This window comes from Paraburkholderia sp., from assembly GCF_047605525.1.
Lineage (GTDB): Bacteria > Pseudomonadota > Gammaproteobacteria > Burkholderiales > Burkholderiaceae > Paraburkholderia.
On the sequence record NZ_JASGFN010000007.1, the window covers coordinates 233,066 to 257,431 of the forward strand.

Annotated in this window: 30 protein-coding genes and 2 tRNA genes; 14 read left to right on the plus strand and 18 right to left on the minus strand. The window is 63.7% G+C overall.

All coding sequences use genetic code 11. The annotated features are described in order from the left end of the window. Positions 1-159: 159 nt before the first annotated feature. The 6 genes from QM685_RS12820 to QM685_RS12845 all read right to left on the minus strand — a co-directional run bounded on the left by QM685_RS12820 (position 160) and on the right by QM685_RS12845 (position 4,971). The gene (locus tag QM685_RS12820) at positions 160-954 is read right to left on the minus strand and encodes a cystine ABC transporter substrate-binding protein (RefSeq protein WP_415116367.1); all 795 of its coding nucleotides are present in this window, start codon (positions 952-954) and stop codon (positions 160-162) included. A 126-nt stretch (positions 955-1,080) separates the two neighbouring features. After that, positions 1,081-2,160 (minus strand): quinone-dependent dihydroorotate dehydrogenase, encoded by a 1,080-nt coding sequence (locus QM685_RS12825; RefSeq protein ID WP_415116369.1) that lies wholly within the window; start codon positions 2,158-2,160, stop codon positions 1,081-1,083. Positions 2,161-2,269: 109 nt separating this feature from the next. Further along, the gene (locus QM685_RS12830; RefSeq protein WP_415116371.1) at positions 2,270-3,124 is read right to left on the minus strand and encodes an arginyltransferase; all 855 of its coding nucleotides are present in this window, start codon (positions 3,122-3,124) and stop codon (positions 2,270-2,272) included. A 118-nt stretch (positions 3,125-3,242) separates the two neighbouring features. Further along, positions 3,243-3,980 (minus strand): leucyl/phenylalanyl-tRNA--protein transferase, encoded by a 738-nt coding sequence (gene aat, locus QM685_RS12835; protein ID WP_415116373.1) that lies wholly within the window; start codon positions 3,978-3,980, stop codon positions 3,243-3,245. A gap of 12 nt (positions 3,981-3,992) precedes the next feature. Beyond that, on the minus strand, positions 3,993-4,538 hold the full coding sequence (locus QM685_RS12840; protein WP_415116375.1) for an NUDIX hydrolase: 546 nt from the start codon (positions 4,536-4,538) through the stop codon (positions 3,993-3,995). A gap of 356 nt (positions 4,539-4,894) precedes the next feature. After that, a tRNA-Met gene (locus tag QM685_RS12845) sits at positions 4,895-4,971 on the minus strand. A gap of 237 nt (positions 4,972-5,208) precedes the next feature. Between QM685_RS12845 and QM685_RS12850 the strand changes: the two genes are divergently transcribed. Together QM685_RS12850 and QM685_RS12855 are read left to right on the plus strand one after the other, a co-directional pair. Then, entirely contained in the window at positions 5,209-5,706 is a 498-nt protein-coding gene (locus QM685_RS12850) for a heme-degrading domain-containing protein (RefSeq protein WP_415116377.1), read from the plus strand. A 10-nt stretch (positions 5,707-5,716) separates the two neighbouring features. After that, entirely contained in the window at positions 5,717-6,049 is a 333-nt protein-coding gene (locus tag QM685_RS12855; protein WP_415116524.1) for a DMT family transporter, read from the plus strand. Positions 6,050-6,092: 43 nt separating this feature from the next. Here QM685_RS12855 and QM685_RS12860 read toward each other — a convergent pair whose 3' ends face one another. Together QM685_RS12860 and QM685_RS12865 are read right to left on the minus strand one after the other, a co-directional pair. After that, positions 6,093-6,482, minus strand: coding sequence for a hypothetical protein (locus QM685_RS12860; protein WP_415116379.1), 390 nt, complete (start codon positions 6,480-6,482; stop codon positions 6,093-6,095). 80 nt (positions 6,483-6,562) lie between these two features. After that, positions 6,563-6,754 carry a hypothetical protein gene (locus QM685_RS12865; protein WP_415116381.1) on the minus strand — a complete coding sequence of 64 codons (192 nt, stop codon included), beginning with the start codon at positions 6,752-6,754 and terminating at the stop codon, positions 6,563-6,565. Positions 6,755-7,129: 375 nt separating this feature from the next. Between QM685_RS12865 and QM685_RS12870 the strand changes: the two genes are divergently transcribed. After that, positions 7,130-7,417 (plus strand): hypothetical protein, encoded by a 288-nt coding sequence (locus QM685_RS12870; protein ID WP_415116383.1) that lies wholly within the window; start codon positions 7,130-7,132, stop codon positions 7,415-7,417. A gap of 253 nt (positions 7,418-7,670) precedes the next feature. Further along, positions 7,671-7,955, plus strand: coding sequence for a DUF1488 domain-containing protein (locus QM685_RS12875; RefSeq protein WP_415116385.1), 285 nt, complete (start codon positions 7,671-7,673; stop codon positions 7,953-7,955). Between the two features lie 108 nt (positions 7,956-8,063). On the opposite strand, the gene QM685_RS12880 is transcribed toward QM685_RS12875, so the two are convergent. Then, positions 8,064-9,050, minus strand: a complete 987-nt coding sequence (locus tag QM685_RS12880; protein WP_415116387.1) for an NAD-dependent epimerase/dehydratase family protein — start codon at positions 9,048-9,050, stop codon at positions 8,064-8,066. Positions 9,051-9,192: 142 nt separating this feature from the next. On the opposite strand from QM685_RS12880, the gene QM685_RS12885 reads away from it, so the two are divergent. After that, entirely contained in the window at positions 9,193-10,047 is an 855-nt protein-coding gene (locus tag QM685_RS12885) for a TetR/AcrR family transcriptional regulator (RefSeq protein ID WP_415116389.1), read from the plus strand. Positions 10,048-10,092: 45 nt separating this feature from the next. After that, positions 10,093-11,229, plus strand: a complete 1,137-nt coding sequence (locus QM685_RS12890) for an enoyl-CoA hydratase/isomerase family protein (protein WP_415116391.1) — start codon at positions 10,093-10,095, stop codon at positions 11,227-11,229. Positions 11,230-11,347: 118 nt separating this feature from the next. Here the strand turns inward: QM685_RS12890 and QM685_RS12895 are convergent, their stop codons facing one another. Further along, the gene (locus tag QM685_RS12895; RefSeq protein WP_415116393.1) at positions 11,348-11,773 is read right to left on the minus strand and encodes a hypothetical protein; all 426 of its coding nucleotides are present in this window, start codon (positions 11,771-11,773) and stop codon (positions 11,348-11,350) included. A gap of 427 nt (positions 11,774-12,200) precedes the next feature. On the opposite strand from QM685_RS12895, the gene ssuD reads away from it, so the two are divergent. The 4 genes from ssuD (at position 12,201) to QM685_RS12915 (ending at position 15,642) form a co-directional block, all read left to right on the plus strand. Next, positions 12,201-13,361: an FMNH2-dependent alkanesulfonate monooxygenase gene (ssuD, locus tag QM685_RS12900; RefSeq protein ID WP_415116395.1), complete on the plus strand. Its 1,161-nt coding sequence runs from the start codon at positions 12,201-12,203 to the stop codon at positions 13,359-13,361. Between the two features lie 73 nt (positions 13,362-13,434). Next, on the plus strand, positions 13,435-14,283 hold the full coding sequence (gene ssuC, locus QM685_RS12905) for an aliphatic sulfonate ABC transporter permease SsuC (RefSeq protein WP_415116397.1): 849 nt from the start codon (positions 13,435-13,437) through the stop codon (positions 14,281-14,283). Next, complete coding sequence (locus QM685_RS12910) at positions 14,280-15,347, plus strand: ATP-binding cassette domain-containing protein (RefSeq protein ID WP_415116399.1); 1,068 nt, start codon at positions 14,280-14,282, stop codon at positions 15,345-15,347. Before ssuC ends, QM685_RS12910 begins: the two co-directional genes overlap by 4 nt. A gap of 79 nt (positions 15,348-15,426) precedes the next feature. Beyond that, positions 15,427-15,642 (plus strand): TOBE domain-containing protein, encoded by a 216-nt coding sequence (locus tag QM685_RS12915; protein WP_074763818.1) that lies wholly within the window; start codon positions 15,427-15,429, stop codon positions 15,640-15,642. Positions 15,643-15,674: 32 nt separating this feature from the next. On the opposite strand, the gene QM685_RS12920 is transcribed toward QM685_RS12915, so the two are convergent. After that, the gene (locus QM685_RS12920) at positions 15,675-15,953 is read right to left on the minus strand and encodes a hypothetical protein (protein ID WP_415116401.1); all 279 of its coding nucleotides are present in this window, start codon (positions 15,951-15,953) and stop codon (positions 15,675-15,677) included. A 262-nt stretch (positions 15,954-16,215) separates the two neighbouring features. On the opposite strand from QM685_RS12920, the gene QM685_RS12925 reads away from it, so the two are divergent. Both QM685_RS12925 and QM685_RS12930 read left to right on the plus strand, forming a co-directional pair. Then, complete coding sequence (locus QM685_RS12925; RefSeq protein ID WP_415116403.1) at positions 16,216-16,413, plus strand: hypothetical protein; 198 nt, start codon at positions 16,216-16,218, stop codon at positions 16,411-16,413. A gap of 159 nt (positions 16,414-16,572) precedes the next feature. Continuing rightward, positions 16,573-16,815, plus strand: a complete 243-nt coding sequence (locus QM685_RS12930) for a DUF6566 family protein (protein ID WP_415116405.1) — start codon at positions 16,573-16,575, stop codon at positions 16,813-16,815. 191 nt (positions 16,816-17,006) lie between these two features. On the opposite strand, the gene QM685_RS12935 is transcribed toward QM685_RS12930, so the two are convergent. The 5 genes from QM685_RS12935 to QM685_RS12955 form a co-directional block, all read right to left on the minus strand. After that, on the minus strand, positions 17,007-17,276 hold the full coding sequence (locus tag QM685_RS12935; protein WP_415116407.1) for a hypothetical protein: 270 nt from the start codon (positions 17,274-17,276) through the stop codon (positions 17,007-17,009). Positions 17,277-17,679: 403 nt separating this feature from the next. Next, positions 17,680-18,456 carry a hypothetical protein gene (locus QM685_RS12940; protein ID WP_415116409.1) on the minus strand — a complete coding sequence of 259 codons (777 nt, stop codon included), beginning with the start codon at positions 18,454-18,456 and terminating at the stop codon, positions 17,680-17,682. 327 nt (positions 18,457-18,783) lie between these two features. After that, positions 18,784-18,859: transfer RNA gene (locus QM685_RS12945), tRNA-His, on the minus strand. Between the two features lie 89 nt (positions 18,860-18,948). After that, positions 18,949-19,950 carry a tRNA dihydrouridine(20/20a) synthase DusA gene (gene dusA / locus QM685_RS12950; RefSeq protein ID WP_415116411.1) on the minus strand — a complete coding sequence of 334 codons (1,002 nt, stop codon included), beginning with the start codon at positions 19,948-19,950 and terminating at the stop codon, positions 18,949-18,951. Positions 19,951-20,062: 112 nt separating this feature from the next. Continuing rightward, positions 20,063-20,404 carry a hypothetical protein gene (locus QM685_RS12955; protein WP_415116413.1) on the minus strand — a complete coding sequence of 114 codons (342 nt, stop codon included), beginning with the start codon at positions 20,402-20,404 and terminating at the stop codon, positions 20,063-20,065. A 392-nt stretch (positions 20,405-20,796) separates the two neighbouring features. Here QM685_RS12955 and QM685_RS12960 point away from each other — a divergent pair, with 392 nt between their 5' ends. Continuing rightward, positions 20,797-22,329 carry a tetratricopeptide repeat-containing sulfotransferase family protein gene (locus tag QM685_RS12960; RefSeq protein WP_415116415.1) on the plus strand — a complete coding sequence of 511 codons (1,533 nt, stop codon included), beginning with the start codon at positions 20,797-20,799 and terminating at the stop codon, positions 22,327-22,329. Between the two features lie 61 nt (positions 22,330-22,390). On the opposite strand, the gene QM685_RS12965 is transcribed toward QM685_RS12960, so the two are convergent. Both QM685_RS12965 and QM685_RS12970 read right to left on the minus strand, forming a co-directional pair. Further along, the gene (locus QM685_RS12965; RefSeq protein ID WP_415116417.1) at positions 22,391-22,636 is read right to left on the minus strand and encodes a hypothetical protein; all 246 of its coding nucleotides are present in this window, start codon (positions 22,634-22,636) and stop codon (positions 22,391-22,393) included. Between the two features lie 248 nt (positions 22,637-22,884). Continuing rightward, entirely contained in the window at positions 22,885-23,100 is a 216-nt protein-coding gene (locus QM685_RS12970; protein ID WP_415116419.1) for a DUF3820 family protein, read from the minus strand. Positions 23,101-23,289: 189 nt separating this feature from the next. Here QM685_RS12970 and QM685_RS12975 point away from each other — a divergent pair, with 189 nt between their 5' ends. After that, on the plus strand, positions 23,290-24,342 hold the full coding sequence (locus QM685_RS12975; protein WP_415116421.1) for an NADP(H)-dependent aldo-keto reductase: 1,053 nt from the start codon (positions 23,290-23,292) through the stop codon (positions 24,340-24,342). Positions 24,343-24,366: the final 24 nt, after the last annotated feature.

Consider the following 24,366-nt stretch of genomic DNA (forward strand, 5'->3'; position numbering starts at 1 on the left):
GGTTGGCGCGCAAAGCGCACATCATAAACTTTGGCGCGCGCTATAGCGCGGCCCGCGCGACTCAGGTTGGGGTATACCGTGACGCGTGATTTTAATGCCACAAAAACAGCAAGGGCGGCATCGCATGACGATGCCGCCCTTCGTTTCATGACGCGGGAATTACTTGACCGGCTTGCTGACGTCGATGCCGAACCACTTCTCCGAGATCTTCGTGAAGGTGCCGTCCGCTTCGAGCTGGGTCATCGCGTCGTCGATCGCCTGCGCGAACTTCGGGTTGCCCTTTTTGAACGGAATGCCCGTCGGGGTGCCCGCGCCGACGTTCGCGCCGGTGCGCAGCGGCAACTGCGAGTTCTTCAGCAGGTAGGCGAGCATCAGACGGTCGTTGAGCGCCGCGTCGAGCCGGCCGGCGGCCAGATCGCGCAGGTATTCGGGCGCGCCCGGATAGGTCTTCACGTCGATGCCCGGCACCGACTTCGCCATGTCCATGTAGTTCGTGCCGAGACCGACGCCGAGCTTCTTGCCCTTCAGGTCTTCGAGCGAGTTGAACTGGCGCGTGTCGTCCTTGCGCTGGATCAGTTGCGCGGCCGAGTACGTGTAGGCCGGCGAAAAGTCGAGCGTCTGCTTGCGCGCGTCGGTGATGCCGACCTGGTTGACGATCACGTCGAACTTGCCCGCCTGCAGACCGGCAATGATGCCGCTCCACTCGGTCGTGACGAACTCCGGCTTCACGCCGAGTTTGGCCGCGACGGCCTTGGCGATGTCGACGTCATAGCCGACCAGCTCGCCCGACGGCGCTTTCGAATCGAACGGGGGGAAGGTGCCTTCGAGGCCGATGCGCAGCGTGCCGCGCTGCCTGACCTGGTCGAGCAGGTCTTCCGCGTGCGCGGCGACGGCGGTGAACGACGCGCCGATCAGCGCAACGGCGAGGAGCTTTTTCAACAGGCCAAATTTCATCGTGTTCCTTTTGGTTCGTCCGGCGTTTTAACGGGCGCAAGCATAACAAACGAGACTATCGAAACCAAAATATCGTTTGTTTATGTCTATATTACTGGCGCGGCCGAGGCGCCGACGGGGCTTGCGTCAGCGCAGCGCCTGCGCGCATTCGGCGACGAGCGCCGGGCCGCGGTAGATGAAACCGGTATAGAGCTGCACCAGCGACGCGCCGGCCGCGAGCTTCGCGCGCGCGTCCTCGCCCGAGAAAATGCCGCCGACGCCGATGATCGGCACCGCGTCGCCGACTTCGGCGCGCAGCTTGTGGATCACTTCGTTCGATGCGTCGAACACCGGCCTGCCCGACAGGCCGCCCGCCTCGTCGCTGTACTGCATGCCGGTGACGGCCGTGCGCGACAGCGTCGTGTTGGTCGCGATCACGCCTTCGAACTGATGGCGCAGCAGGGTGCCCGCGATCGACCCGATCTGCTCGTCGTCGAGATCCGGCGCGATCTTCAGCGCGAGCGGCACGAGCTTGCCGTGCATGTCGGCGAGACGCTGCTGCTTGTCTTTCAGCGCGGCGAGCAGCGCGTCGAGTTCGTCGGCGCCTTGCAACTGGCGCAGGTTCTTCGTGTTCGGCGACGAGATGTTGACCGTCACGTAGCTCGCGAACGGGTACACGCGTTCGAGGCAGTACAGATAGTCGTCGGCGGCGCGCTCGATCGGCGTGTCGGCGTTCTTGCCGATGTTCAGACCGAGGATGCCGCGATAGCGCGCGGCCTGCACGTTCTTCACGAACTGGTCGACGCCGGCGTTGTTGAAGCCCATCCGGTTGATCACCGCGTTGGCTTGCGGCAGCCGGAACATGCGCGGGCGCGGATTGCCCGGCTGCGCGCGCGGCGTCACCGTGCCGACTTCGATGAAGCCGAAGCCGAGCGCGGCGAGCCCGTCGATGCACGCGCCGTCCTTGTCGAGACCCGCCGCGAGCCCGACCGGATTGCGGAACGTGAGGCCCATCACGGTGCGCGGCGAATCCGGCACGCGCGCCGCGAGCGCGCGGGCGAGGCCGGTGCGGCCGGCGGCGCCGAGCACGCGCAAGGTCAGGTGATGAGCGTCTTCCGCGTCCATGCGAAAGAGTTGGGCGCGAATGAGCGGATAAAGGGAGCTGAGCACGGGATGAAGCCGGACGGCCGGAAAATGGGAACCCGTTATTTTACTGGCTTTAGGCATCGATGAGACCGGACGCGGCGGCCGGGCCCGGAGGCAGTGAGTGAGCGGTCAGTGGTGAGTGGTGAGCGGCAATGGACGGCACCACGCGCCCGCGAACTGCCCCGACTGCTTACGGCTTGAGCGGCCCGCGTCGTCCGTGCATCGCGAAATCGACCGGCGGCAGGTCGATGCTCGCCGGATCGAGCACGCGCCACGCACCGTCGATAAATCCCTCCAGCGGACGGAAATTCGCCTTGTACGCCATCTTCGGACTCTCGCGAATCCAGTAACCGAGGTACACGTACGGCAGGTTCAGACTGCGCGCCTGCTCGATCTGCCAGTAGATGTTGTAGGTGCCGAAACTCGCGTGCGGCAGGTTCGGTTCGAAGAACGTGTACACCGACGAGAGCCCGTCGCCGAGAATGTCGATCATGCTGATCATGCGCAGCGCGCCCGGCGTGTCCGGCGTGTCCGGGCGTGCGTCGACCCGCGCATCGAACTGCTCCGGCGGCGTCTCGCGGAACTCGACGAGCCGTGAATTGATCCGGCTTTGCAGCAGGAACTGCTCGTACTGATCGCGGCTGTCGCGATCCATGCCGCCGCCCGCGTGACGCGCGGACTGATAGCGCATGTACAGCGCGTAGTGCTCTTCGTCGTAGTGAAGCGGCGCGACCGTCGCGATCAGCCCGCCGTGTTTTTTCCATACGCGCCGCTGCGTGCGGTTCGGCTCGAAGCGCTCGACCGGCACGCGCACCGGCACGCACGCGCGGCAACCGTCACAATAAGGGCGATACGTGAAGACGCCCGAGCGCCGGAAGCCCGCTTTCACGAGGTCCGTGTAGACGTCCGAATTGATGAGATGACTGGGTGTGGCGACCTGCGAGCGCGCGATGCGGCCGTCCAGATAACTGCAGGGGTAGGGCGCCGTTGCATAAAATTGCAGCGCGGAAAGCGGAGAAAGAGGCAGCTCGTTGGGATGAGTCACGTTGGCAGCTCTCGAAGCGTCTCTGGTAATGCAAACCCGGCGCGCCTGGCGGTTGACGACCCGCGGCCCGGCGGGCGGCGGGCAATAGGCGGCAGACCCGGATTCGGCCTGATTCTTTCTACGCCGCCCGCGCGACGACCTCGAACAAGGCGGTCTTGTCGAAGCGCCACGGAATGGCCGGTGCGCCGACAGACGCGCGAACATGCGCGACGAACGCCTTGCGCGCTATCTCGCGCCCGCCCAGCGACGCCAGATGCGACGTGTTCTGCTGGCAGTCTATCATTTCTATTTCGTAACGTCGCAAGTGCCCGACCAGTGCGGAAAGCGCTATTTTCGACGCATCGGTGAGCTCCGCATACATCGATTCGCCGAAGAACATCCGGCCGAGCGACACGCCATATAAACCACCCACGCGCTTGCCCTCGAACCAGGTTTCGATGCTGTGCGCATCGCCCATCCGGTGCAGCGACGAATACGCGTCGACGACATCCGCGGTAATCCATGTGCCGCGCTGGCCCCGACGCGGCGCCTGCGCGCACGCGCGCATCACGGCGGCGAAATCGTGGTCGACGCGGATTTCCCACGCGTCGTCGCGCAACACGCGTTTGAGTGTCTTGCGCAGCGACGGCGACAGCTTGAATTCGGCGGGGCGCAGGATCATGCGCGGGTCGGGGCTCCACCACAACACGGGCTGGCCATCCGAATACCACGGAAAGATGCCGCGCCGGTAAGCATCGATGAGACGTGACGGCAGCAGGTCGCCGCTTGCCGCGAGCAGGCCCGGCGCGCCGCTCGACGCACCGAGTGCGCGCTCGACGGGCGGAAACGGATCGTCGGCTCCGAGCCAGGGGACCATGCGTGCCGCCGCTCAGCCTTCGCGCAGCGAGCGGAAGATATCACCGGTATGCAGGCCGAAGCTGCCGGCCGCGCGGTCGGCGAAAAAGAAACGCAGCGTCTGGCCGACGGTCGGAAACGCGATCTCGTCCCACGGAATGTCGCCTTCCTCGAAGAGCTTCACCTCGAGGCTCTCCTCGCCGGCGGCGATGTCGAGATCGAGCAGCCGCGCCATATAGAACAGATGCACCTGATGCACGTGCGGCACGTTGAGCAGCGAGAACAGGTTCTGCACCTCGACGCGCGCGCCAGCTTCTTCGAGCGTTTCGCGCGACGCGGCCTCGGCCGTCGTCTCTCCCATTTCCATGAAGCCGGCGGGCAGCGTCCAGTAGCCGTAGCGCGGCTCGATCGCGCGGCGGCACAGCAGCACCTTGTCGTCCCACACGGGGACGGTGCCGACCACGTTGCGCGGATTCTGGTAATGCACCGTGCCGCAACTGGGGCATACGAAGCGCTCGCGATTGTCGCCCGGCGGAATGCCCAGACTGACGCCGTGGCCGCAGACAGAACAGAATTTCATCGGAATGGGGACGAGAAAGGGTGATAGGAGTTTATCACCGGGGCGAGGCATTACTGAGACGCAATGAGACGGTGTGCGCGCTAGTGCCGGTTCGGCGTGGCCCAGCGTGGTTCGGAGTCTGACATTGGTTGACAGTCGATTTCCGGATCCGCTGCTAGCATCGATTCCGATGGTTGCAATGGAAGCTCCTTGGATCCACTGCAGTCATCTTTTCTCTCTTGTACATTGCCTCGTAGTCTTGGCGCGCCATTTATTTGACGCGCTTTTTTTTCGTCCGGGACCTAGTGTGAGAAAAGTGGCCGTGGAAAACAAAAAAGGGTTACACGCCAATGCGTTGTAACCCTTCGATGATTCGTTGGTTGCGGGGGTAGGATTTGAACCTACGACCTTCGGGTTATGAGCCCGACGAGCTGCCAGACTGCTCCACCCCGCGTCCGTCGAAGAGAAAATTATAGAACAGTCCGACAGGCGACGCAATAGCCACGTAAGGATTGGCTTCACAGCAGTGCTTCACACTCACGCCCACCCGCCTGTTCGCGACGTAGCCTGTGCCGCGTCGGGTATCGGAAAGCCGCGCTCAGATGCTGCGCTAGAATTCAGACTCTCCACGCCGCTCGCCATGCCTTCACAACGGCGAGCGCTTCAATTCTCTGATCCCGCTTCGAATTCCATGGATATCGCTCACGATCTGCAGGTGATTGCCGCTCAGGAAAAAGCCCTCGTGTTTCCCCGCTTCGATGCCGATCGCGCGTGGCAAATCGGCGCCTATCTGCACGAGGTCGCGAAAGCCCGCGGCATCGCCGCCGCGATCGACGTGCGCACGTTCGGCCAGCCGCTCTTTTTCAGCCTGCTCGACAGCGCGACACCGGACAACGTCGATTGGGCGCGCCGCAAGGGCAATACGGTCGCGCACTTTCGCCGCAGCTCTTATGCGATCGGTCTGAAAATGCAGCTCGCGGGCGCGACGCTCGCCGACAGGCACGGTCTGCCCACGAACGAATACGCGTCGCATGGCGGCGCGTTTCCGTTGACGGTGGCGGGCGCGGGTGTGATCGGCTCGATCACGGTGTCCGGCCTGCCGCAGCGCGCCGATCATGAGTTCGTCGTCGAAGCGCTGTGCGCGCATCTCGGCCACGACTACGGCAAGCTCGCGCTCGCGAAGGTCTGACGCGATGCGTGTGCCTCCCTATGCGCTGCTCGCCATCGCAATCGTCGCCGAAGTGATCGCGACCTCCGCGATGCGGGCGTCGGATGGCTTTTCTCGGCTGCTGCCATCGGCGATCGTCGTGCTCGGCTACGGCATTGCTTTCTATTGCCTGTCGCTGACGCTCAGGAGCATTCCGGTCGGCATCGTCTACGCGATATGGTCCGGCGCGGGCATCGTGCTGATTACGCTCGTCGCGCTGGTGCTCTACCGCCAGGTGCCCGACGTGCCGGCGATCATCGGGCTCGGGCTGATCGTCGCCGGCGTCGCGGTGCTGAACCTCTTTTCGAAGATGCAGGCGCATTGAACGCTTGCCCGGCCGCGGTCGCGGCCGCCGCCGTGCGATGAACTTACTTGCAGCGCACGATCATCGAGCGGTTTTTCACGTTCGCCGACACGACGTTCGTCACGCTGCCGCCGGCGGGGCCGCCTTCGTCGTTGTCCTTCGACACGATCTCGTAGCCGGTCGCGCCGCACGCTTTGCCGGCCTGCACGTAGCACGAAGCCCAGCTCGAAGCGGCGTCGGCGCCGCTGCAATTGACCGCGAAGCCGGTCTGGCCGTTCGGCAGATTGATCAGCGAGGTGGTGTTCGACGACGCGCAGCCGCCGAGGCCCGCGGCGAGCAGCAACGCTGCGGGCAGAGCAGCCGACAGCGACGCGCGACGCACGAGGGCAAGCGCGGCGCTTGATCTGAGGCGGTGGAGTCGGCCGGCGCGCCGCGGTTGCGTCGTGAAATGCATCGTGATGTTTCCTTTCATTCGGATGGATGTGGCCTGCCGGGCCGGCGTGCGTCGCGGATCCGGAGGACGGCAGCCGCGAGCTAGGGCGTTTCGATCGTAATGCCCGCCGCGCTGACGAGCCGCCTCGCTTCGGTGCCGCTTTCGGTGGCCGCGTCTTCCCAGATGCTGATCGCTTTTGGAATGTCGATGCCGTTGTTTTCGGCGTAGGCAAACCATCTGTTCGCCGCATCCGGCTCAGGCAGTTCGTGATTTTGCAGAAAATATTTTCCCATATTGCGCTCGCTGATCTCGAAATCGCATCGTGAAGAGTATCGGTGGGGTAGCACGGAGCATACCGATCGTGGCTGTTCGACTGGCGCGAGCCGGATAAGTGCGGGGTCGCGGGACGATTGCCTGTCGCGCAGAACTTATTGCGTCGCGGAGCGCCATATCGTTATGGTGTGAATTCCCCGCGGCGGATGAGTGGGAGAGGCGCGCGTTGCGTTCGTGAGCGCGTCCGAAGGAGCGGCGCACGGCCGCATGTGGACCGGAGAAGCCCGGCGTTGTTCCAGTCGGCAGCCGGCTGCGGAACGGAACGTGTGGCGCGCGAAAAAGGCGGCGTCATTTCAACTGATGCCATCTCATCAACCGGAAACTGGAGGACGAAGATGGCTGAACGGGTCAGTGGCCCTTATCGCGGCTATTACATCAGCGCCACCGCGCGCCTCGTGCCGGTGGGCAGCACGTCGAGCGCGGCCGGCGACGCGCCCGGCCATGCGGGCAGCACTTACGTCGGCTCGGTGAGTCTCGCCGAACTCGGCCCGGACGATCCCCACCGGATGGAAAGACTGCTGGAACTCGGTGATGAGCAGCGCTTCGGCAGCGAAGAGGAGGCGCTTACGTTTATCGAACAGGCGGCGCGCGATTACGTCGACCGTTTGCTGGATGGGCAGTGAGAGGGGTGGCGGCTTTCAGGGGCCACGCGTGACTGCCCATGCTGGCTGGCGACGCGAAACGGCGTGTGAAAAACAGGCGATGCTGCCGACACGTACCGCGCGTACCGCGTGCAGCGCGCCAGACAGGCCCCGCCGCGCGCTGGACCGTGATCTGGCGCCGCGAGTACCATAGCGGGGCCTGCGCGGGCCCAGTGACCGACAACCGATTTTCGCCGGTGCCGGCGTCCCGCCTGAACTTTCTGATGAGGCGACCATGGAAATCCGTTTTCCCGCAGAGGCGCCTGCTTACCGCGACGCCAATCTGACCGTTGTCTTTCCCGCGCTGGTGGACGGCGAACCGGTGCCGTGCGCGATCTCGGTCGAAGCGCTCGAGGATCATTTCGGCGCCTGCAGCGAGAACCTCGAGGGCTGGCTGCGCGCGTTCGATGCCGGCCGCCCGCGCATCGAGGCCGTCGCGCGCGAGCATCTGCAGATCAGCAACGGCACACCCGTGCTGCTCAAGAGCGGCCACTTTCCGCCGGGACAGATGGCGGGCTAGCCGGCGCACTTGCCTGAAACGCTTGCCTGAAGCGCGATGCCTGGAATACCCTCAGGCCGGTTTCGTTCCGCGCATCGACCCCGCCAACGCATCTTCAGCGGCCTGTCGCTAGTTCGCGCCGCGCGCCGCTACCGATATCGATGCCGCGTCGCGTGCGGCCTCAAAACTCCGCCTGATCCCTTCCTCATACGACGTTTTCACAATCGGCTCGATCAGTGCCGTCAGCGCCGAATCGTCGAGCACGAGGGGCTCCGTCATCAGATAGTTCATCTCCACGAGTTCCCGCATCAGCGGGCTGAAAAGCCCGAGCACGCGCAGCATGCCCTTGCCGGCCACCGTCAATTGCGGCTCGCGACCCGCGAGCGCGTAGGCTTGCCTCGCCACTTCGCGCTGCGTGATCGTGCCGGCGCCCGCGAGATGCCACCAGCGTCCATAAGCGTCCGGCGTGCGCGTGAGCGTCTCGACCACCGGGCCGATATCCGGCAGATAAATGAATTCGTGCGGCACGTCGACGGGACCGACCATCTGCGCGCGCTTGCCGGTCGCGGCTCCGACGAATACGCCGTGCAGCAGGCTGCGCTCGATGCCAGGTCCGTAGAAGTCGGGCAACCGCAGCACCAGTGTCGACAGGCCCTGCCGGCCGTGCGCGGCCAGCACGAGCTTTTCCTGCTCGAGCCGCATGCGGCCCTTGAACGTGTGCGGCTCGCGCGGATGATCTTCGCGGACCGGATTGGCGCGCGCCCGGCCGTACGGATACACGGTGCCGATCAGAATGAAGCGTTCGACGCCCGCCGCCGTCACACCGGCCAGCGTTTTCTCCATCAGCGGCGGATGCTGGGCAAACTGGTCGTAAGGTACGCCGACGAGGTAGATCACCGTCTGCAGACCGGCTGCCGCCGCGCGGATCGAGGCGGGATCGTCGGGATTCCACGTGACGATTTCCGCGTGCGGATCGTGACCGAAAGCACGTTGCAGCGGCTCGCGCGAGCGGCCGATCGCCCGGTAGTCCCGACCCGCGGCGCTTAACGCCGCCGCGATGCTTTGACCGGCCGCGCCCGCGGCCCCGAATAAACCGACCTTTCCCATGGCTTGCATGACGACTCCCGCAGATGGCGGCGCTGCCGCCGCATGACATTCGTGATTTCGAAATGACAGATGAAAATTTACTGAACGATGTTCAGTAAACAGTGTTCAGTTTAATTTGACTTTTCAGTTTGTCAATCTGAGAATTCGGGGCATGGGAATCGCCGAACGAAAAAACCGCCAGAAGCAGGCGCTGCGCGAACGCATCCTCGATGCCGCGCGGCGCATCGTGATGCGCGAAGGCTTTGCCGCGCTGTCGATGCGCAAGATTGCCGATGCGATCGAATACTCGCCCGCCACGCTGTATCTGCATTTCGCGAGCCGTGACGAGATTGCGCGGGCATTGTGCGAGGAGGGCTACGCGCAACTGCTCGAGACTTTCGTGCCGCTCGCGCGGATCGCCGATCCGGCCGAACGGCTCAAGGCGCTCGGCCGCGCCTACGTCGCGTTCGGCGTCGAGCATCCGCAGACCTACCGGCTGATCTTCATGGAGGACCCGAGCTATACCGGCGCGGCGCTGGGCGGCGCGGTGGGCGCTTCGCGCAAGGAGAAGGGCAACGGGCATGCGGCCGCGGCGGCTGGAGCGGGCAGTAGCGAAGCAGGCGATGAAATGGGCAACGCCGCCGCCCAGGCCGACGATGACCCCGGCACCGCCGCGCTGCACATCATGATCGACGCGCTCGACGAACTCAGGGCGGCGGGGCGCCTGTCGGCTTCGGTCGCGTCGATGGATCCGGCCGTTTGGGCCGAGGCGTTGTGGGCGGGCCTGCATGGCATCGTCGCGCTGAACCTGACGTGTCCGGTGTTCCCGAGCGCGCCGCTCGATATCGTGGTGGGTGTGACGCTCGACGCATGGCTCGGCGCGCCGCAGGCCGCGCAGCGGCAGGGCGCAACTGGCGCATCGTCTGCCGCAACGGCGCGCGCCGGGAAGTCCGCGGCCGGACAGTCGACAGCGCCCGGCGACCCCACCCCCGAGCCAACCCGCAGGCGCAAAAACGCGGGCCCGTGATAACGTTCAGTTCCACGCCACCCTGCGCCGCCGCGCCCGCTCTCCATGTCCACCTCCGCCCCGCCCGCCGTCAGCGACGAAATCGCGACTCACGTAGCCAACCGCATCGGCTTCATCGAACTGGAGAGGCCGAAAGCGCTGAACGCGCTGACGACCGGCATGATCCGCGCGATGCAGGCGGCGCTCGACCGGTGGCGCGAAGACCCCGAGGTACTGGCGGTCGTGGTGCGCAGCCCGCATGCGCGCGCGTTCTGCGCGGGCGGCGACATCCGCGTGATGTACGAGGCGGCGCAACGCGGCGAGCAGGACACGCGCGATACGTTTTTCACCGGGGAATATCGCCTCAATCACGCCATCTTTACCTATCCGAAGCCCTACATCGCGTTGATGAGCGGCATCGTGATGGGCGGCGGCATGGGCATTTCGCAGGGCGCGCATCGCACCGGCGGCCTGCGCGTCGTCACGCAATCGACGAAGATGGCGATGCCCGAAACGCGTATCGGCCTCTTTCCCGACGTCGGCGCGAGCTGGTTTCTCGCGCGCACGCCCGGCGCGATCGGCCGCTATCTGGCGGTGACCGGCGAGACGATCGGCGCGGCCGATGCCTTGTACGCGGGCCTCGCCGATGTCTATATCGATGACGACGCGTTGCCCGGACTGATCGACGCATTGCGCCGCGAATCGTTCGAGCGCGGCGCGGACGTGGTCGCGCGCATCGAGCGCGAGGCGCAGGCGTATCAGGTCGCGCCGCGCCCCGAGGAGTGCGCGCTCGCGAAGGCGCGCACGCTGATCGACCGGCATTTCGCGTTGCCGGACGTCGCGCGGATTCTCGCGTCGCTCGAACAGGCGCGCGAGCGCGGCGGCGACGCGTCGGAGTGGGCCGAGCAGACGATTGCGGTGTTGCGCGAGCGCTCGCCGTTGTCGATGGCGGTATCGCTCGAGGTGGTGACGCGCGCGGAAGGGTCGATGGCGGAGGTGCTGCGCGTCGATCTCGATCTGACGCGCTCGAGCTTTCTGTTCGGCGACACGGTGGAAGGGATTCGCGCGCGCATCATCGACAAGGACAATGCGCCGCGCTGGCGTTTCGCGCGTATCGAGGACGTGAGCGCCGCCGAGGTCGAGAAGATGTTCGAAAGCCCGTGGCCGGCGAACGAACATCCGCTGCGCGATCTGCGTGGTTGAAGAGCGCAAGCGAAGCAGTCAGGGCGACGCCTTCGCTCTGATCGAGCCTTTCCTTGAGCGGGGCGCATGACTTCGCTGCCACGCGCGGCAAACCAGCGCTTGTCGTTACTCTCTGCCGTTACTCTTCTTCCTCGCTCGCCATGAACGCGCGCATGAACACCAGCGCGCCCCAGCCCCACATCGCGTTTGCCGCGAAGCCGACCGCGAGGCGCGGCAGCATATTGCCGCTCGGCCAGATGCCGCGCAGCGGATCGACGACGAACACGCTCGCCGCCGTCAGCACGATGCCGCCGAACACGAAGGCCGGCACCCACGGCGCGCGGCGATGCGGCGCGACGCGCAGCAGCCATGCCATCAGCACGGCCCAGCATGCGCTCCAGATCGCGTTCGCGATGAACTCAGGCAGTCCGAGCGGCAGGAACGGCGCGGTCGAGAAACCGCTGGGATCGATCAGGCCGGCGGCGTGCATCAGTGCCAGCGTTGATTCGTGGAAGAACAGGGAAGCCAGAAAACCGGCGACAAACGGCAGAATGATTTTTTGCATGCATTGCGCCCGCAAAGTACAGGCGGCGCAATTCGCATAACCTGTACCGGATGATTGGAAAACGTGCGCCATTATATCGACAGGGGTGCGCCGTCCGGTGCCGCGTGCATAAAGCGCAACACCTGTATGCCCGAGCGCCGGGCTAATCACGAAAGCGGAAATCCTAAGCTCAAAAAAATCGTTCTAAAGCCGCGGACCGCTCCATAGACTGTTTCCTCATGCAGACGGCGCGAATGTCGCCGTCATCCGTTTAATCGAGCGCATAGCCGCGACCCGGTCGCGGGTGACCCGGGTTCACCGTCGGCTTTTCCATTCCTTTCATGCGTCGCAGCGCATTGCCGGATGCCGGCTCGATGCGCGCGGCCGGCGTGCGCGCGGCGATCGCGCGCCGCGTGTTTATTCCGTTCAGAACAGGCAGGAGCAACAGATGAATGTGTTCTGGTTCATTCCGACTCACGGCGATAGCCGCTATCTCGGTACGTCCCAAGGCGCACGCGCAGCCGACTACGATTACTTCCGGCAGATCGCCGTCGCCGCCGATACGCTCGGCTACGAAGGCGTGCTGCTGCCAACCGGGCGCTCATGCGAGGACGCGTGGGTCGTCGCGTCGAGCCTGATCGCCGCGACCCGGCGGCTGAAGTTTCTCGTCGCGATTCGCCCGGGACTGTCGTCGCCGGGACTCGCCGCGCGGATGGCGGCGACTTTCGACCGGCTATCGAACGGACGGCTGCTGATCAACGTCGTGACGGGCGGCGACGCGGCCGAGCTCGCGGGCGACGGTGTGTTCGTCGATCACGACACACGCTACGAAATCACCGACGAATTCCTGCATATCTGGCGCAAGCTGCTCGCCGCGTCGCACACCAACGACGCGATCGATTTCGACGGCAGGCATCTGCGGTCCGAAGGCGGCAAGGCGCTGTATCCGCCGGTGCAGGATCCGCATCCGCCGCTGTGGTTCGGCGGGTCGTCGGCGGCCGCGCACGACATCGCGGCCGAGCACATCGACACGTATCTGACCTGGGGCGAGCCGCCCGCGGCGGTCGCGAAGAAGATCGCCGACATTCGCGCGCGCGCCGCGGCGCGTGGCCGGCAGATCCGCTTCGGCATCCGTCTGCACGTGATCGTGCGCGAGACCGAGGAAGAAGCGTGGGCGGCGGCGGACAAATTGATCAGCAAGCTCGACGACGACACGATCGCACGCGCGCAGGCATCGTTCGCGAAGATGGATTCGGAGGGGCAGCGCCGCATGGCCGCGCTGCACGGCGGCAAGCGTGGCGGGCGCGAACAGCTCGAGGTCTATCCGCATCTGTGGGCGGGCGTCGGGCTCGTGCGCGGCGGCGCCGGCACGGCGCTGGTCGGCAACCCGGAACAGGTGGCCGCGCTCATGAAGGAATACGCGGACCTCGGTATCGAGACATTCATTCTGTCCGGCTATCCGCATCTCGAGGAATCGTATCGCTTTGCCGAACTCGTGTTTCCGTTGCTGCCGCAACGGCGCAACAAGGTCGCGCATGGACCGCTGTCGGGACCGTTCGGCGAGATCGTCGGCAACAACTATCTGCCGAAGACAGCGAGCGCGAGTTGAGCGCGCGACGCACGCATTGCGTGATGCACGCACCACGTTCGAATCACGTTCGACAGACAAGGAGAAAACCATCATGAGTCAAACCGCTCTGAGCGCGGGGGCGCATGCGCACGCGCAGGCCGCGTCCGGTGCCTATGTCGGCGCGCTGCGTCGCGCCGGCAAACATCTGCTGCCGTGGCTCGTGCCGCTCGCGATTCTGTTCGCGTGGGAAATCGCCGCGCGCAGCGGCGTGCTGTCGACGCGCGTGCTGCCCGAACCGCTCGCGGTCGTAAAGGCCGCGTGGTCGCTGATCCAGTCCGGCGAAATGTGGGCCGACGTGCGGGTCAGCACGTGGCGCGCGGTGTCGGGCTTCGCGATCGGCGGAGGCATCGGCCTCGTGCTCGGGCTTGCGACCGGCCTGTTCCGGCCCGCGGAAATCGCGCTCGATTCGAGCGTGCAGATGATCCGCAACATCCCCGCGCTCGCGATGATTCCGCTCGTGATCCTGTGGTTCGGTATCGAGGAGGAGGCGAAGGTGTTCCTCGTCGCGCTAGGCGTGTTTTTCCCGGTCTACGTGAACACGTTTCACGGCATCCGCTCGGTCGACGCGAACCTGATCGAAATGGCGCGCAGCTATGGCGTCAAGGGTTTTGCGTTGTACCGGCACGTGATTTTGCCGGGTGCGTTGCCGTCGATTCTCGTCGGCGTGCGTTTCGCGTTCGGACTGATGTGGGTCACGCTGATCGTCGCCGAGACCATTTCCGCGCAGTCGGGCATCGGCTACATGACGATGAACGCGCGCGAATTCCTGCAAACCGATGTGGTCGTGGTCGGCATTCTGCTGTACGCGGCGCTCGGCAAACTCGCCGACGTGCTCGCGAAGAGCCTCGAGCGCGTGTCGTTGCGCTGGCATCCGGCCTATCAGCGAGGAGCGAAAGCATGAGCGCAACGACGTTATCGACGACGTTCGGCGGGATCCCGGGCCGCGATCTGGAAGCTGAACTCGCGCAGCCGCGGGTCGCGGATCACGATGCGAACGAGGCATTGGAGGTCGAGCGGGACAGGGCGGCCGCGTTACATCATGCGCCGCAGCGGACGTGGGAGATCGCGCGGGAGCAGGGCGCCGGCGGCGCGGCGATCCAGCCCGCTGGCGTGCTCACGCGCAACGACGTACGCGAGGCAGACGATTACGCGGTGCAATTGCGCGGCGTCGGCAAGCGCTACGGCGAGCGTGAGGTGCTGTCCGGCTTCGATCTGTCGATCGCGCGCGGCAGTTTCGTCGCGATCGTCGGCCGCAGCGGTTGCGGCAAGTCGACCTTGCTGCGGCTTGTCGCGGGTCTCGAAGAGGCGAGTGCGGGTGTGCTCGAAAAACGCGCCGGGGACGGCGGTCCGCTCGATACCCGCATCATGTTTCAGGACGCGCGTCTGTTGCCGTGGAAGAGCGTGCTGCAGAACGTGATGCTCGGTCTCGGCCGCGGCGCGCGTGACGATGCGCGCGCGGTGCTCGCCGAAGTCGGCCTGCTCGAGCGCGCGGACGACTGGCCCGCGCAACTGTCGGGCGGCCAGCGTCAGCGCGTCGCGCTCGCGCGGGCGCTCGTGCATCGTCCGCAACTGCTGCTGCTCGATGAACCACTTGGCGCGCTCGATGCGTTGACGCGCATCGAAATGCACGCGCTGATCGAGCGCCTATGGCGCGAACATCGCTTCACCGCGCTGCTCGTCACGCATGACGTGCACGAAGCGGTGGCGCTCGGCGACCGGATTCTGCTCATCGAGGAAGGGCGTATTGCGCTCGATCAGCCGGTCGCGCTTGCGCGTCCGCGTGCGCGGGCATCGGCGGGCTTCGCCGCGCTCGAAGAACACGTGCTGCAACGCGTGCTGAAAACCGTGCCGAATGACGATGCGTTGGCGTATCGCGCCGATGACCCCGATGGTTCTCATGACCGATACGGTGTGCCCGGGCGAGGCCGTCTTGCGCGGGCCACCGACGTGCGCTGGGCCGTGTGAGTTTCCTGACCGATTTGATTCGATCCGTTCTGTTCTGTTTTCAAACCAAACCTCAAACGCTTTTCTGGAGTTATCTCAAATGAGTATTTCCGCCATCAACGTGCGTAATCAGTTCAAAGGCAAGATCAAGGAAATCATTCGTGGCTCGGTGGTGTCCGAAGTCGATGTGGAAACGCCGTTCGGCATCGTCACGTCGGTCATCACGACGCGCTCGGTAGACGAACTCGAACTGAAGGTCGGCTCGGAAGTGGTCGCGCTCGTGAAGTCGACCGAGGTGTCGATCGCGCGGCTCTGATCGGGCTTGCCTGAAGCGAAGGCCGCGCGCGGCTACTTCGCGTTCGCAGCGCTCGCGGGCGGCGCGTGCGACATCGGATCGTGAGTCGGCTTGTCCGGACGCTTGATCGGCATGTTGTCCGGATTGCTCGATCCGCCGGAGCCCGACGCCGCTTCGGGGGGCCTCGCCATCGGGGAGTGGCTGTCCCGCGGCGCGCTGGGAGCCGTTTGTGCGAAAGCGCTCGCGCCGCTCGCAAGCGTCGCCGCCAGCGTGATGCTCGCTATCCCGATGCTTGCTGTCCCGATGCTTGCTATCCCTCTACCTGGCTTCATGCTGTTCTCCTTCGATATCGCGTGCCGTTGCGGCTTCGCCGTATTTCATGCGTAGACATGGGGCTGTCCGGATAATTCGCCGGTAGCATGCGGTGTTCCGGCTGCCGCTTTCCTTCCTGTACCGCGTCAGGTGCGATTCCACGCCTGCTCCGAACGCCAATTCCCAGCTTGCGTATCCGTATTGCACGCTCGCGGCCAGCGTGTACCTGCATCCGTCGATGAAACTTGCTACGATGAATCGAGCATTCCGGCGGAGACGACCATGTCGAAGTCATTGAGTCCCGAAGCAGTCGAAGCGTTGCGGCGTCTGAACGATGTCGGCGTCGGACAGACGGCGCCTGAACTCGCACAGTCCGTCATCGCGGAGTTACTGGCGAGCGGTCTCGTCGCCGAAGCGGGCAGCGGCGAGGTCGAGATCAACTGCAGCGGCCGGCAATACCTTTCCGGCGATTGCGATTGATCCCGTTGATCCCGACTGGTCCTGATCGATTCGCCGATCGGCGCACGGCAGCGGTCTGGATGGCGGAGCGGCACGTCGCACGCGAGTCGTGAGCAGTAGCGACCCTGTGCGGACAGGTGTGGCTGCTTGCCTGCGATCAGCGATACCACGGAGGCGAGCATGGAGCCGAAGGGCCCCGACATGGGCGATTACCAGGAGCGCTACGGCGACTACGACATCGAGGTCGCGGTCGAACAGGTGCTAACTGGCGTCAAGGCGCATTTCCGGGTGTTGCGCAATGATTCACCGGTCGTCGACTGGCAACTCGTGCATATCGACAGCTTGTGGTCTACCGAGCATGCGGCGGCCGAGGCGGGCTTTCGAGCGGCTCGCGAATTGATCGATGCGGGGCTTGCGGCGTAGAGGGACTCGTTTTGCGCAGTAGTTAATCAGCGACACGGAACAGGCGCGGCGGAATAACTGCAAACGCTCGATAAAACGCGTGTTAGACACAGCCGTAAACGCAACGAGGCGCCGGCATCGATACTGCATGCGCGGCGCCCCGTTAATCGCTGCCTTTGGCGGCAGCGGATCCGACGATGCTGAGTAGCTGCTTAGTGGCCGAAGAACACCGATTGCGGGCCCGAAACGGGTTCGCTGCGGGTGCCCGACTGCGACGACACGCTCTTCACGCCACCATATGCATTCGATTCATTGCCGGCTTGCTCGGCAGCAACCGTCTGTGCGCTCTGGCCTTGTTGCGAAGCGGGCGCGCCAACCGACGGACGATAGAACGGTGCCGGGCCATAGCCGCTTGCGAAAGCGGGAGCGGCGATCGAGGCAGAAGCGGCAACCAGCAGGGCGGCGATGAACTTGGTCTTCATGGTAGGACTCCGATAACGTTTCGACTGCATTTCAGGGGAGGCGTCGCAGGAGCCGGGGAGGTGTCTGCAACGTCGATGGAAGGCAGTGTATACCCCTACTATCGAAAATTTGTGCCGATAATCTGAAATTACTGTTCCCCGGAAGGAAACAATCGGTTAAAGCCCTGTGTAACGCGGCTTGACGGTGGTCTGGCCCTGTTGACCAAACTATTGGTGAGGAATAAGGGCGATGATCGGAATGAGTTTGCAGAGAGAAGGAAGGGCATCAGAACTGCATAAGGTAAAACGACCCGTCAAAAGAAAAACGGCGTTGTGATTTCTCGCAACGCCGTTTGCAAACTCTGCTGCTTTGAATCCTTTTGGGGTGCGTCCCGCTCCTGTCCGGCTCGCCTTCAGCGAATGATCACAGCATTGGACACCGTTGCTGCGATGCGAGCATTCCTTGCGTAACCTGAGCCAGGTTCTGATGCCCCGGATTGCGTGGGTCAAAAGCAATTTCGTCGTCAAACTTTTTCTTGTCTTGTCTCGACTTGTCGCAATCGCCAACTCCTGCTTCAATGAGCGCCATGTCTCCGTACAAGCTGGCAAGCCGGAAATGTATGTCTGGAGTTTTGCTCAGTTCCAACTCCGCTGGCGCCTGATCAAAATAACTCCGCGCCTTTTCGATTCCTGACGGCCCCATCCTTGCCAGCACCGCCTTACCTTTCCAAACCATTACCGCGGCAATAGTCACGGGATCCCCACTATTCTTCGCGTTCTGGTCGGCTAATGCGATGTACTTATCCATTGTGTCGAACCTGCCCATTTGTGAGTTCTCACTGGCAAGCACATAAAGGTCGTACGGATTAATCTCGCTTTTATCACTGATTTCCGAAAAGATTCGCTCTGCTTCATTTACCAGGATGTATTTCTGGTTATTAGCAGCGTTTATGAGCGCCATTTTCTGCGCGGGATCCGTGGTAGCCAGTACCTTTGCCTGAGTTTCCTGGTTTACTGCGTTAATACTCGATATGTGGGTCTGGAACGACAATAACCGTTCCTCCGCTGGCTTCCTGATTTCGTTCGTGTAAAAGGTATAAACACCTGTTCCAATCGAAATCACCAATGAGGCGGCACCGCCCCAAGCTGTCAACCAGGAAATCAGACGATTTTTCTTTTCCACTCCTCCGACGACCGGCATGATGGCTCTCCGTTAAATAGGTAGTCGCCTTTCTTACGACAATCTACCCATTAAAGACGGGCACCCAAAGATCGAATGTAAAGAACCATATGTGACCTACCGCACGCATTTCCTCACCCGAATGACTTTTGGGAAGATGCGCGCCATGATTGGAGTACCGGTGCAACCGGCGACGGACTGCGACCGGGCTTGGCGAGTCTTTAGCCAACCAGCCAGGCAGCCAGGCAGCAACCATTCAAACCACATCGCGTTGACGGCAAATGCCTGCACGAACTCCAGAAAGCAAAAAGCCCAGTCACACGGACTGGGCTTTTGCCTGAATTTCTCTGGGGTGGCTGATGGGACTCGAACCCACGACGACAGGAATCACAATCCTGGACTCTACCAACTGAGCTACAGCCACCACTAACATCCGCTTGACTTGCTTGAAAAACCTGTCTCGCCGACGAAGAAACGAGATTATACGAACAAGAATCGGGTTTGCCTAGCCCTTTATTCAGAAATTCCGACCGGCTCGCGCAGATGCTGTCTTGCTTCGTCGAAAATAGCGAGATCGCGCGCGGCGAGCCGCTTGCTGTCGGACAGAACGCGACGCCAGCCACGCGCGCCCGCTTCGCCACGATACAGACCCAACGCATGTCGCGTGATCGCGCCGAGATAGGTGCCGCGCGCCATTTCGGTGGCGCAATACGCAATCAATGTGGCTTCGACCTGCTCGCGCGTCAGCGGCGTCGCGGTCGAGCCGTAGAAGCGCGCGTCGACGTCGGCGAGCACGTACGGATTGTGATAAGCCTCGCGCCCGAGCATCACACCGTCGACGTGCTGGAGGTGCCTCTCTACTTCGTCGAGCGTCTTGATGCCGCCGTTGATGATGATTTCCAGGTGTGGGAAATCGCGCTTCAGCAGGTACGCGTAATCGTATTTGAGCGGCGGAATCTCGCGGTTTTCCTTCGGGCTCAAACCCTTCAGGATGGCGTTGCGCGCGTGAACGATGAAGACATTGCAGCCGGCATCGGCGATCGTGCCGACGAAATCGCGCACGAAACCGTATTCCTCGACCGCATCGACGCCGATGCGGTGCTTGACCGTCACCGGCACGGATACCGCGTCGCGCATCGCCTTCACGCAATCGGCGACGAGTTGCGGCTCGTTCATCAGACATGCGCCGAATGCGCCGCGCTGCACCCGCTCGGACGGGCAGCCGCAGTTCAGATTGATTTCGTCATAACCCCACTGCTCGCCGAGTTTCGCCGAACGCGCAAGGTCGTCGGGCTCGCTGCCGCCGAGTTGCAGCGCGACCGGTGCTTCATCGGGCGTAAAAGCGAGGTGACGCGGCACATCGCCATGCAGCAGTGCACCGGTCGTCACCATTTCCGTGTAAAGCCACGTATGGCGCGAAATCATCCGGTGCAGCGAGCGGCAATGACGATCAGTCCAGTCCATCATCGGCGCGACGGAAACGCGGCGTGGGCTGGGAGTGTGAGGTGCGGACATGGGACGGCCGGACGGCTTGAATCAAAACCGTAATTTTACCGCAAGGCCGGAAAGCGCTAGGGGGTATGCCGCCGCGGTAAGCGCGACGGTGCGCCGGGCTGCCCCCGCCGCCTCAATGCCCATGTCCCCCCATCCCGCCGCCGCTGCTCCACGAACTTCCGCCGCCATGCATGCCGCCATATCCGCCGCCGTGCCATCCGCCATGACCACCGTGCCAGCCGCCGCCATGACCGCCATGCCAGTAGCCGTGACCGCCGTGGTAATAGCAGCACGGGCCGCCAAAGCCGCCCCAGATTCCGACCGTGCCGTACACCGGCCCATAGGGTGGTCCATACACGTACGGATAGTAGGGCTGCGCGTAGCTATAGTCGTATCCCACGGGCGGCGCGACCGCGCACCCGGTGAGGCTCGCTGCCGCCGCCAGCAGCGCCATCGACGCAATGAACTTGCTCACGATTGTCTCCTTCGCATAAGTATCAGAAAAAATGCGGAGAGCGGAGTTCAGCGGTATTTGTGTCCGCGCATTACCGCCTGAGCCGGACGGCGCGCGGCGGCGATTCCCGCAAGGCAATCGAAGGCCGCGACGCTCAACCTTCCCGCGCAATCTTCCCACGTCTTACCAGACGGCTGCGCGGTAACAGTTGGTTAACGATCCGAAACAGAATTGAAGGGCACGGCTGCTAATTTCCGTTCAGACAATTTCAGACAAATTGCCTTTGAATCCGGACCGGTGTCCGTGCCTGCCCGGCTCTTCGCGCCGAATGCGCTGAAGCTGGACGCAAGGAACGTACTCGCCCGCGAGGCCGCCCGGCGCGTACTCGCACATCCAGCCTTCCACGGCCGTCAATGAAGCACGATCCCCAGCCGGTCACCGCCGAGCAATGGCGCGTCGAAGGCGACGCCTGCATCGCGCGCGGCGACCTCGACGCCGCGCTGCAATGTTTCGAAGCCGCGTGCGCGCTCGAGCCCGCCGACCCCATCCACTACGAGCGCGTTGCCGCGACGCTGGCCGCGCTGAACCGTTTTGCCGAAGCCGAAGTCCGTTATCGCGAAGCGATTGCGCGCAATCCCGACAATGCGGATTCGCATCATGGACTCGGCTGGACGCTCGAGCAGATGCATCGGCTCGAGGCGGCGGTGCAGGCGTATCGCGAAGCGGCGCGCCTCAATCCGCACGCCGACGGCTCGAGCAACAACATGGGCAACTGCCTGCAGGCGCTCGGCCGTTTCGACGAGGCGCACGACGCATACCGGCGCGCGATCGACGGCGCGCCGCGCGTGCCGCTGTATTACCGCAACTTCGTGCAGACGAAACGTCTGACCGCCGACGATCCCGTGTTCGCGCAACTGGAGCGGCTCGCCGGCGACGCCGCTTCGCTCGGTCGGGCCGATCAGGCGGAACTGCACTTCGCGTATGGCGCGGCGCTTTCCGGCGTGGGCCGCCACGATGCGTCGTTCGATCATCTGCTCAAAGGTAATGCGCTGTACCGCGCCGGCATGCGCTACGACGAAGCAGAATCGCTGGGTCTGTTCGCGCGTTTGCCGGCGCTGTTCAGTGCGGACACGCTCGCGGCCGCGCGCGGTCTCGGCGATCCGTCGGCGGCACCGATTTTTATCGTCGGCATGCCGCGGTCCGGTTCGACGCTGATCGAGCAGATTCTCGCGAGTCATCCGCGGGTCTTCGGCGCGGGTGAGCGCACCGAGTTCGGTGAAGCGATCGTCGGATGTATTCGCCGCGAGGCCGGCGATCCGTTGCGGATCGATCTCGAGGCGTTGCGGGAAGCGGGCGCGGCGCAATGGAGCGCGCTCGGCATCGATTATCTGCGGCGGATGCGGCGTGTGCTGGAGGAAATCGACGTACAGGCAGCGCGTTTTACCGACAAATACCCGTTCAATTTCATCAATCTCGGCCTGATTCATCTGGCGTTGCCGAATGCGCGCTTTATCCATAGCCGCCGCTCGCCGCTGCAGACCTGTCTGTCGATTTTCTCGCGGCTTTTTCACGACGTGCCGTTCGGCTACGACCTCGGCGAGCTGGGCCGCTATTACCGCGCTTACGATACGTTGATGGCGCACTGGCGACGCGTGCTGCCCGAGGGCGTGATGATCGAGATCGAGTATGAGGAACTGGTCGACGATTTCGAGGCCAACGTGCGCCGCATGCTCGCGCATTGCGGGCTCGAATGGGACGAACGCTGTCTCGCGTTTCACCAGACGGCGCGGCGCGTGAGCACGGCCAGTTCGGCGCAGGTGCGCCGTCCGCTTTACCGGACGTCGATACGGCGCTGGCAGCCGCGTCCGGAATTGCTCGAGCCGTTATTGAGCGCGCTCGGGCCGGCACTGGCCACCACGGTCGGCGAAGACATCGCGCCAGGATGAAACGCGCCTGGATGGTCGAGGCGGCATCGACGCGGCATCGATGTCGAATCAATAGGTGGATTCAACGCGCGAGAACAGCCGCGTGATGCAGCAACGGGTACACGCCGACGATGAACGCCCCGTAGAGCGCGGCCATCGTCACGCCGGCGGCGGTGCCCCAGATGTCGCGCGATACTGCACCCTGGCGGAAATGCACAGGCAGTCCGACCAGCACATAGCCGATCACAAAGAACAGGATGACCGCGCGCACCGGCGACAGATCGTGGCCGATAAATTCAAGCAGGGCAGTCAGATTGAATTGAGGCATGGACAGGCGGAGCAATTACGGAGGCGGAAATTCGTGCGGCGCCGGCACGCATCGATCGGAAGAGAGCAGCGAACGATCCGTTTCACAACGCGGCGACCTATGCGGATTAAAGTCCACGCGCTCGCGACGCGCAAGAAAAAGACTGTATAAATTTGTACGAGCCTACATTGCTTGCAGCTTGCCTGCGTCGCAACTTTCATCCGGCTTTGCAGCGCTTCGCGCGGCTTTCAGAACGACGCCCGACGATCTCAACGCGGTTTGCGTAACGGCTCGAGCAGCGGCCTCAGACCGTTGTGATCGATCTCCTGCATCAACGCGAGCAGACGGCCGATCTCGCCGGGCGGAAAGCCCTGGCTCGCAAACCAGTTTAGATAGTGACCGGGCAGGTCGGCAATCAAGCGGCCTTTATATTTCCCGTAGGGCATCACGCGCGTAACCAGCAGTTCGAGTTGTTCGGGATTCATGGCGGGAAAATCGAAGCCTGTTTCGGAGTCTGTTTTGAAGCCTGTTCCGCAGCGTCTTGCGGATCGTGTCCGGCGCGAAACACGGGCAATGCGATACCGCCGGAGCATCGCCTTCCAGCGCCGCTGCAGGCATTACGCCGGCATGGTAACGTCTGCGCTCTCCTTCACCTATTCGACAGGACAAGTTAGATGGAATACCGCAGACTCGGCGGCTCCGACGTGCAGGTTAGCCTGATTGGTCTCGGCACCATGACGTGGGGCGAGCAGAACACCGAGCAGGAAGCGCACGCGCAGATCGACTACGCGCTCGATCACGGCGTCAATCTGATCGACACCGCCGAAATGTATCCTGTGCCGCCGCGCGCGGAAACGCAAGGCGCCACCGAGCGCTACATCGGCACGTGGCTCGCGCGGCACGGGAGCGCGCGCGAGAAGATCGTGCTCGCCACGAAGATCGCCGGACCGGCGCGTCAGCCGCACAATCCACGTCATATCCGCGGCGAGGGCAACCAGTTCGACCGCAAGAATCTGACGGAGGCGCTCAACGGCAGCCTCGAGCGTCTGCAGACCGACTACGTCGATCTGTATCAACTGCACTGGCCGGATCGCAGCACGATGACGTTCGGCCGCAACTCGTATCCGTGGGTCGACGACGCCTACACGGTGCCGATCGAGGAAACACTCACGGTGCTCGCCGAATTCGTGAAGGCGGGCAAGGTGCGCCATGTCGGTGTGTCGAACGAAACGCCGTGGGGCGTCGCGCAGTTCCTGCGCGCGGCGGAAAAGCTCGGCCTGCCGCGCATCGTCAGCATCCAGAATCCGTATAGTCTGTTGAACCGCACGTATGAAGCGGGTCTATCCGAATACGCGCATCGCGACAATGTCGGTCTGCTCGCGTATTCGCCGCTCGCGTTCGGCTGGCTGTCGGGCAAGTACGAAGGCGGCGCGCGTCCGGCCGGCGCTCGCATCACGCTGTTCGAACGCTTCGCTCGCTATAGCAAGCCGCGGGCCTTGGAGGCGACCACGCGTTATGTCGAACTCGCGAAGCGTCACGGTCTGTCGCCCGCGCAATTCGCGCTCGCGTTCGTCAACAGCCGGCCATTCGTCACCAGCAATCTGATCGGCGCGACATCGCTCGATCAGTTACAGGAAAACATCGCGAGCGCGCAGGTGAAGCTGTCGCCGGAAGTGCTGGCGGAGATCGACGCGCTGCACGAGTTGCAGCCGAATCCGGCGCCGTGAGTTGGCCCGCCTGGGTGCGTAAGC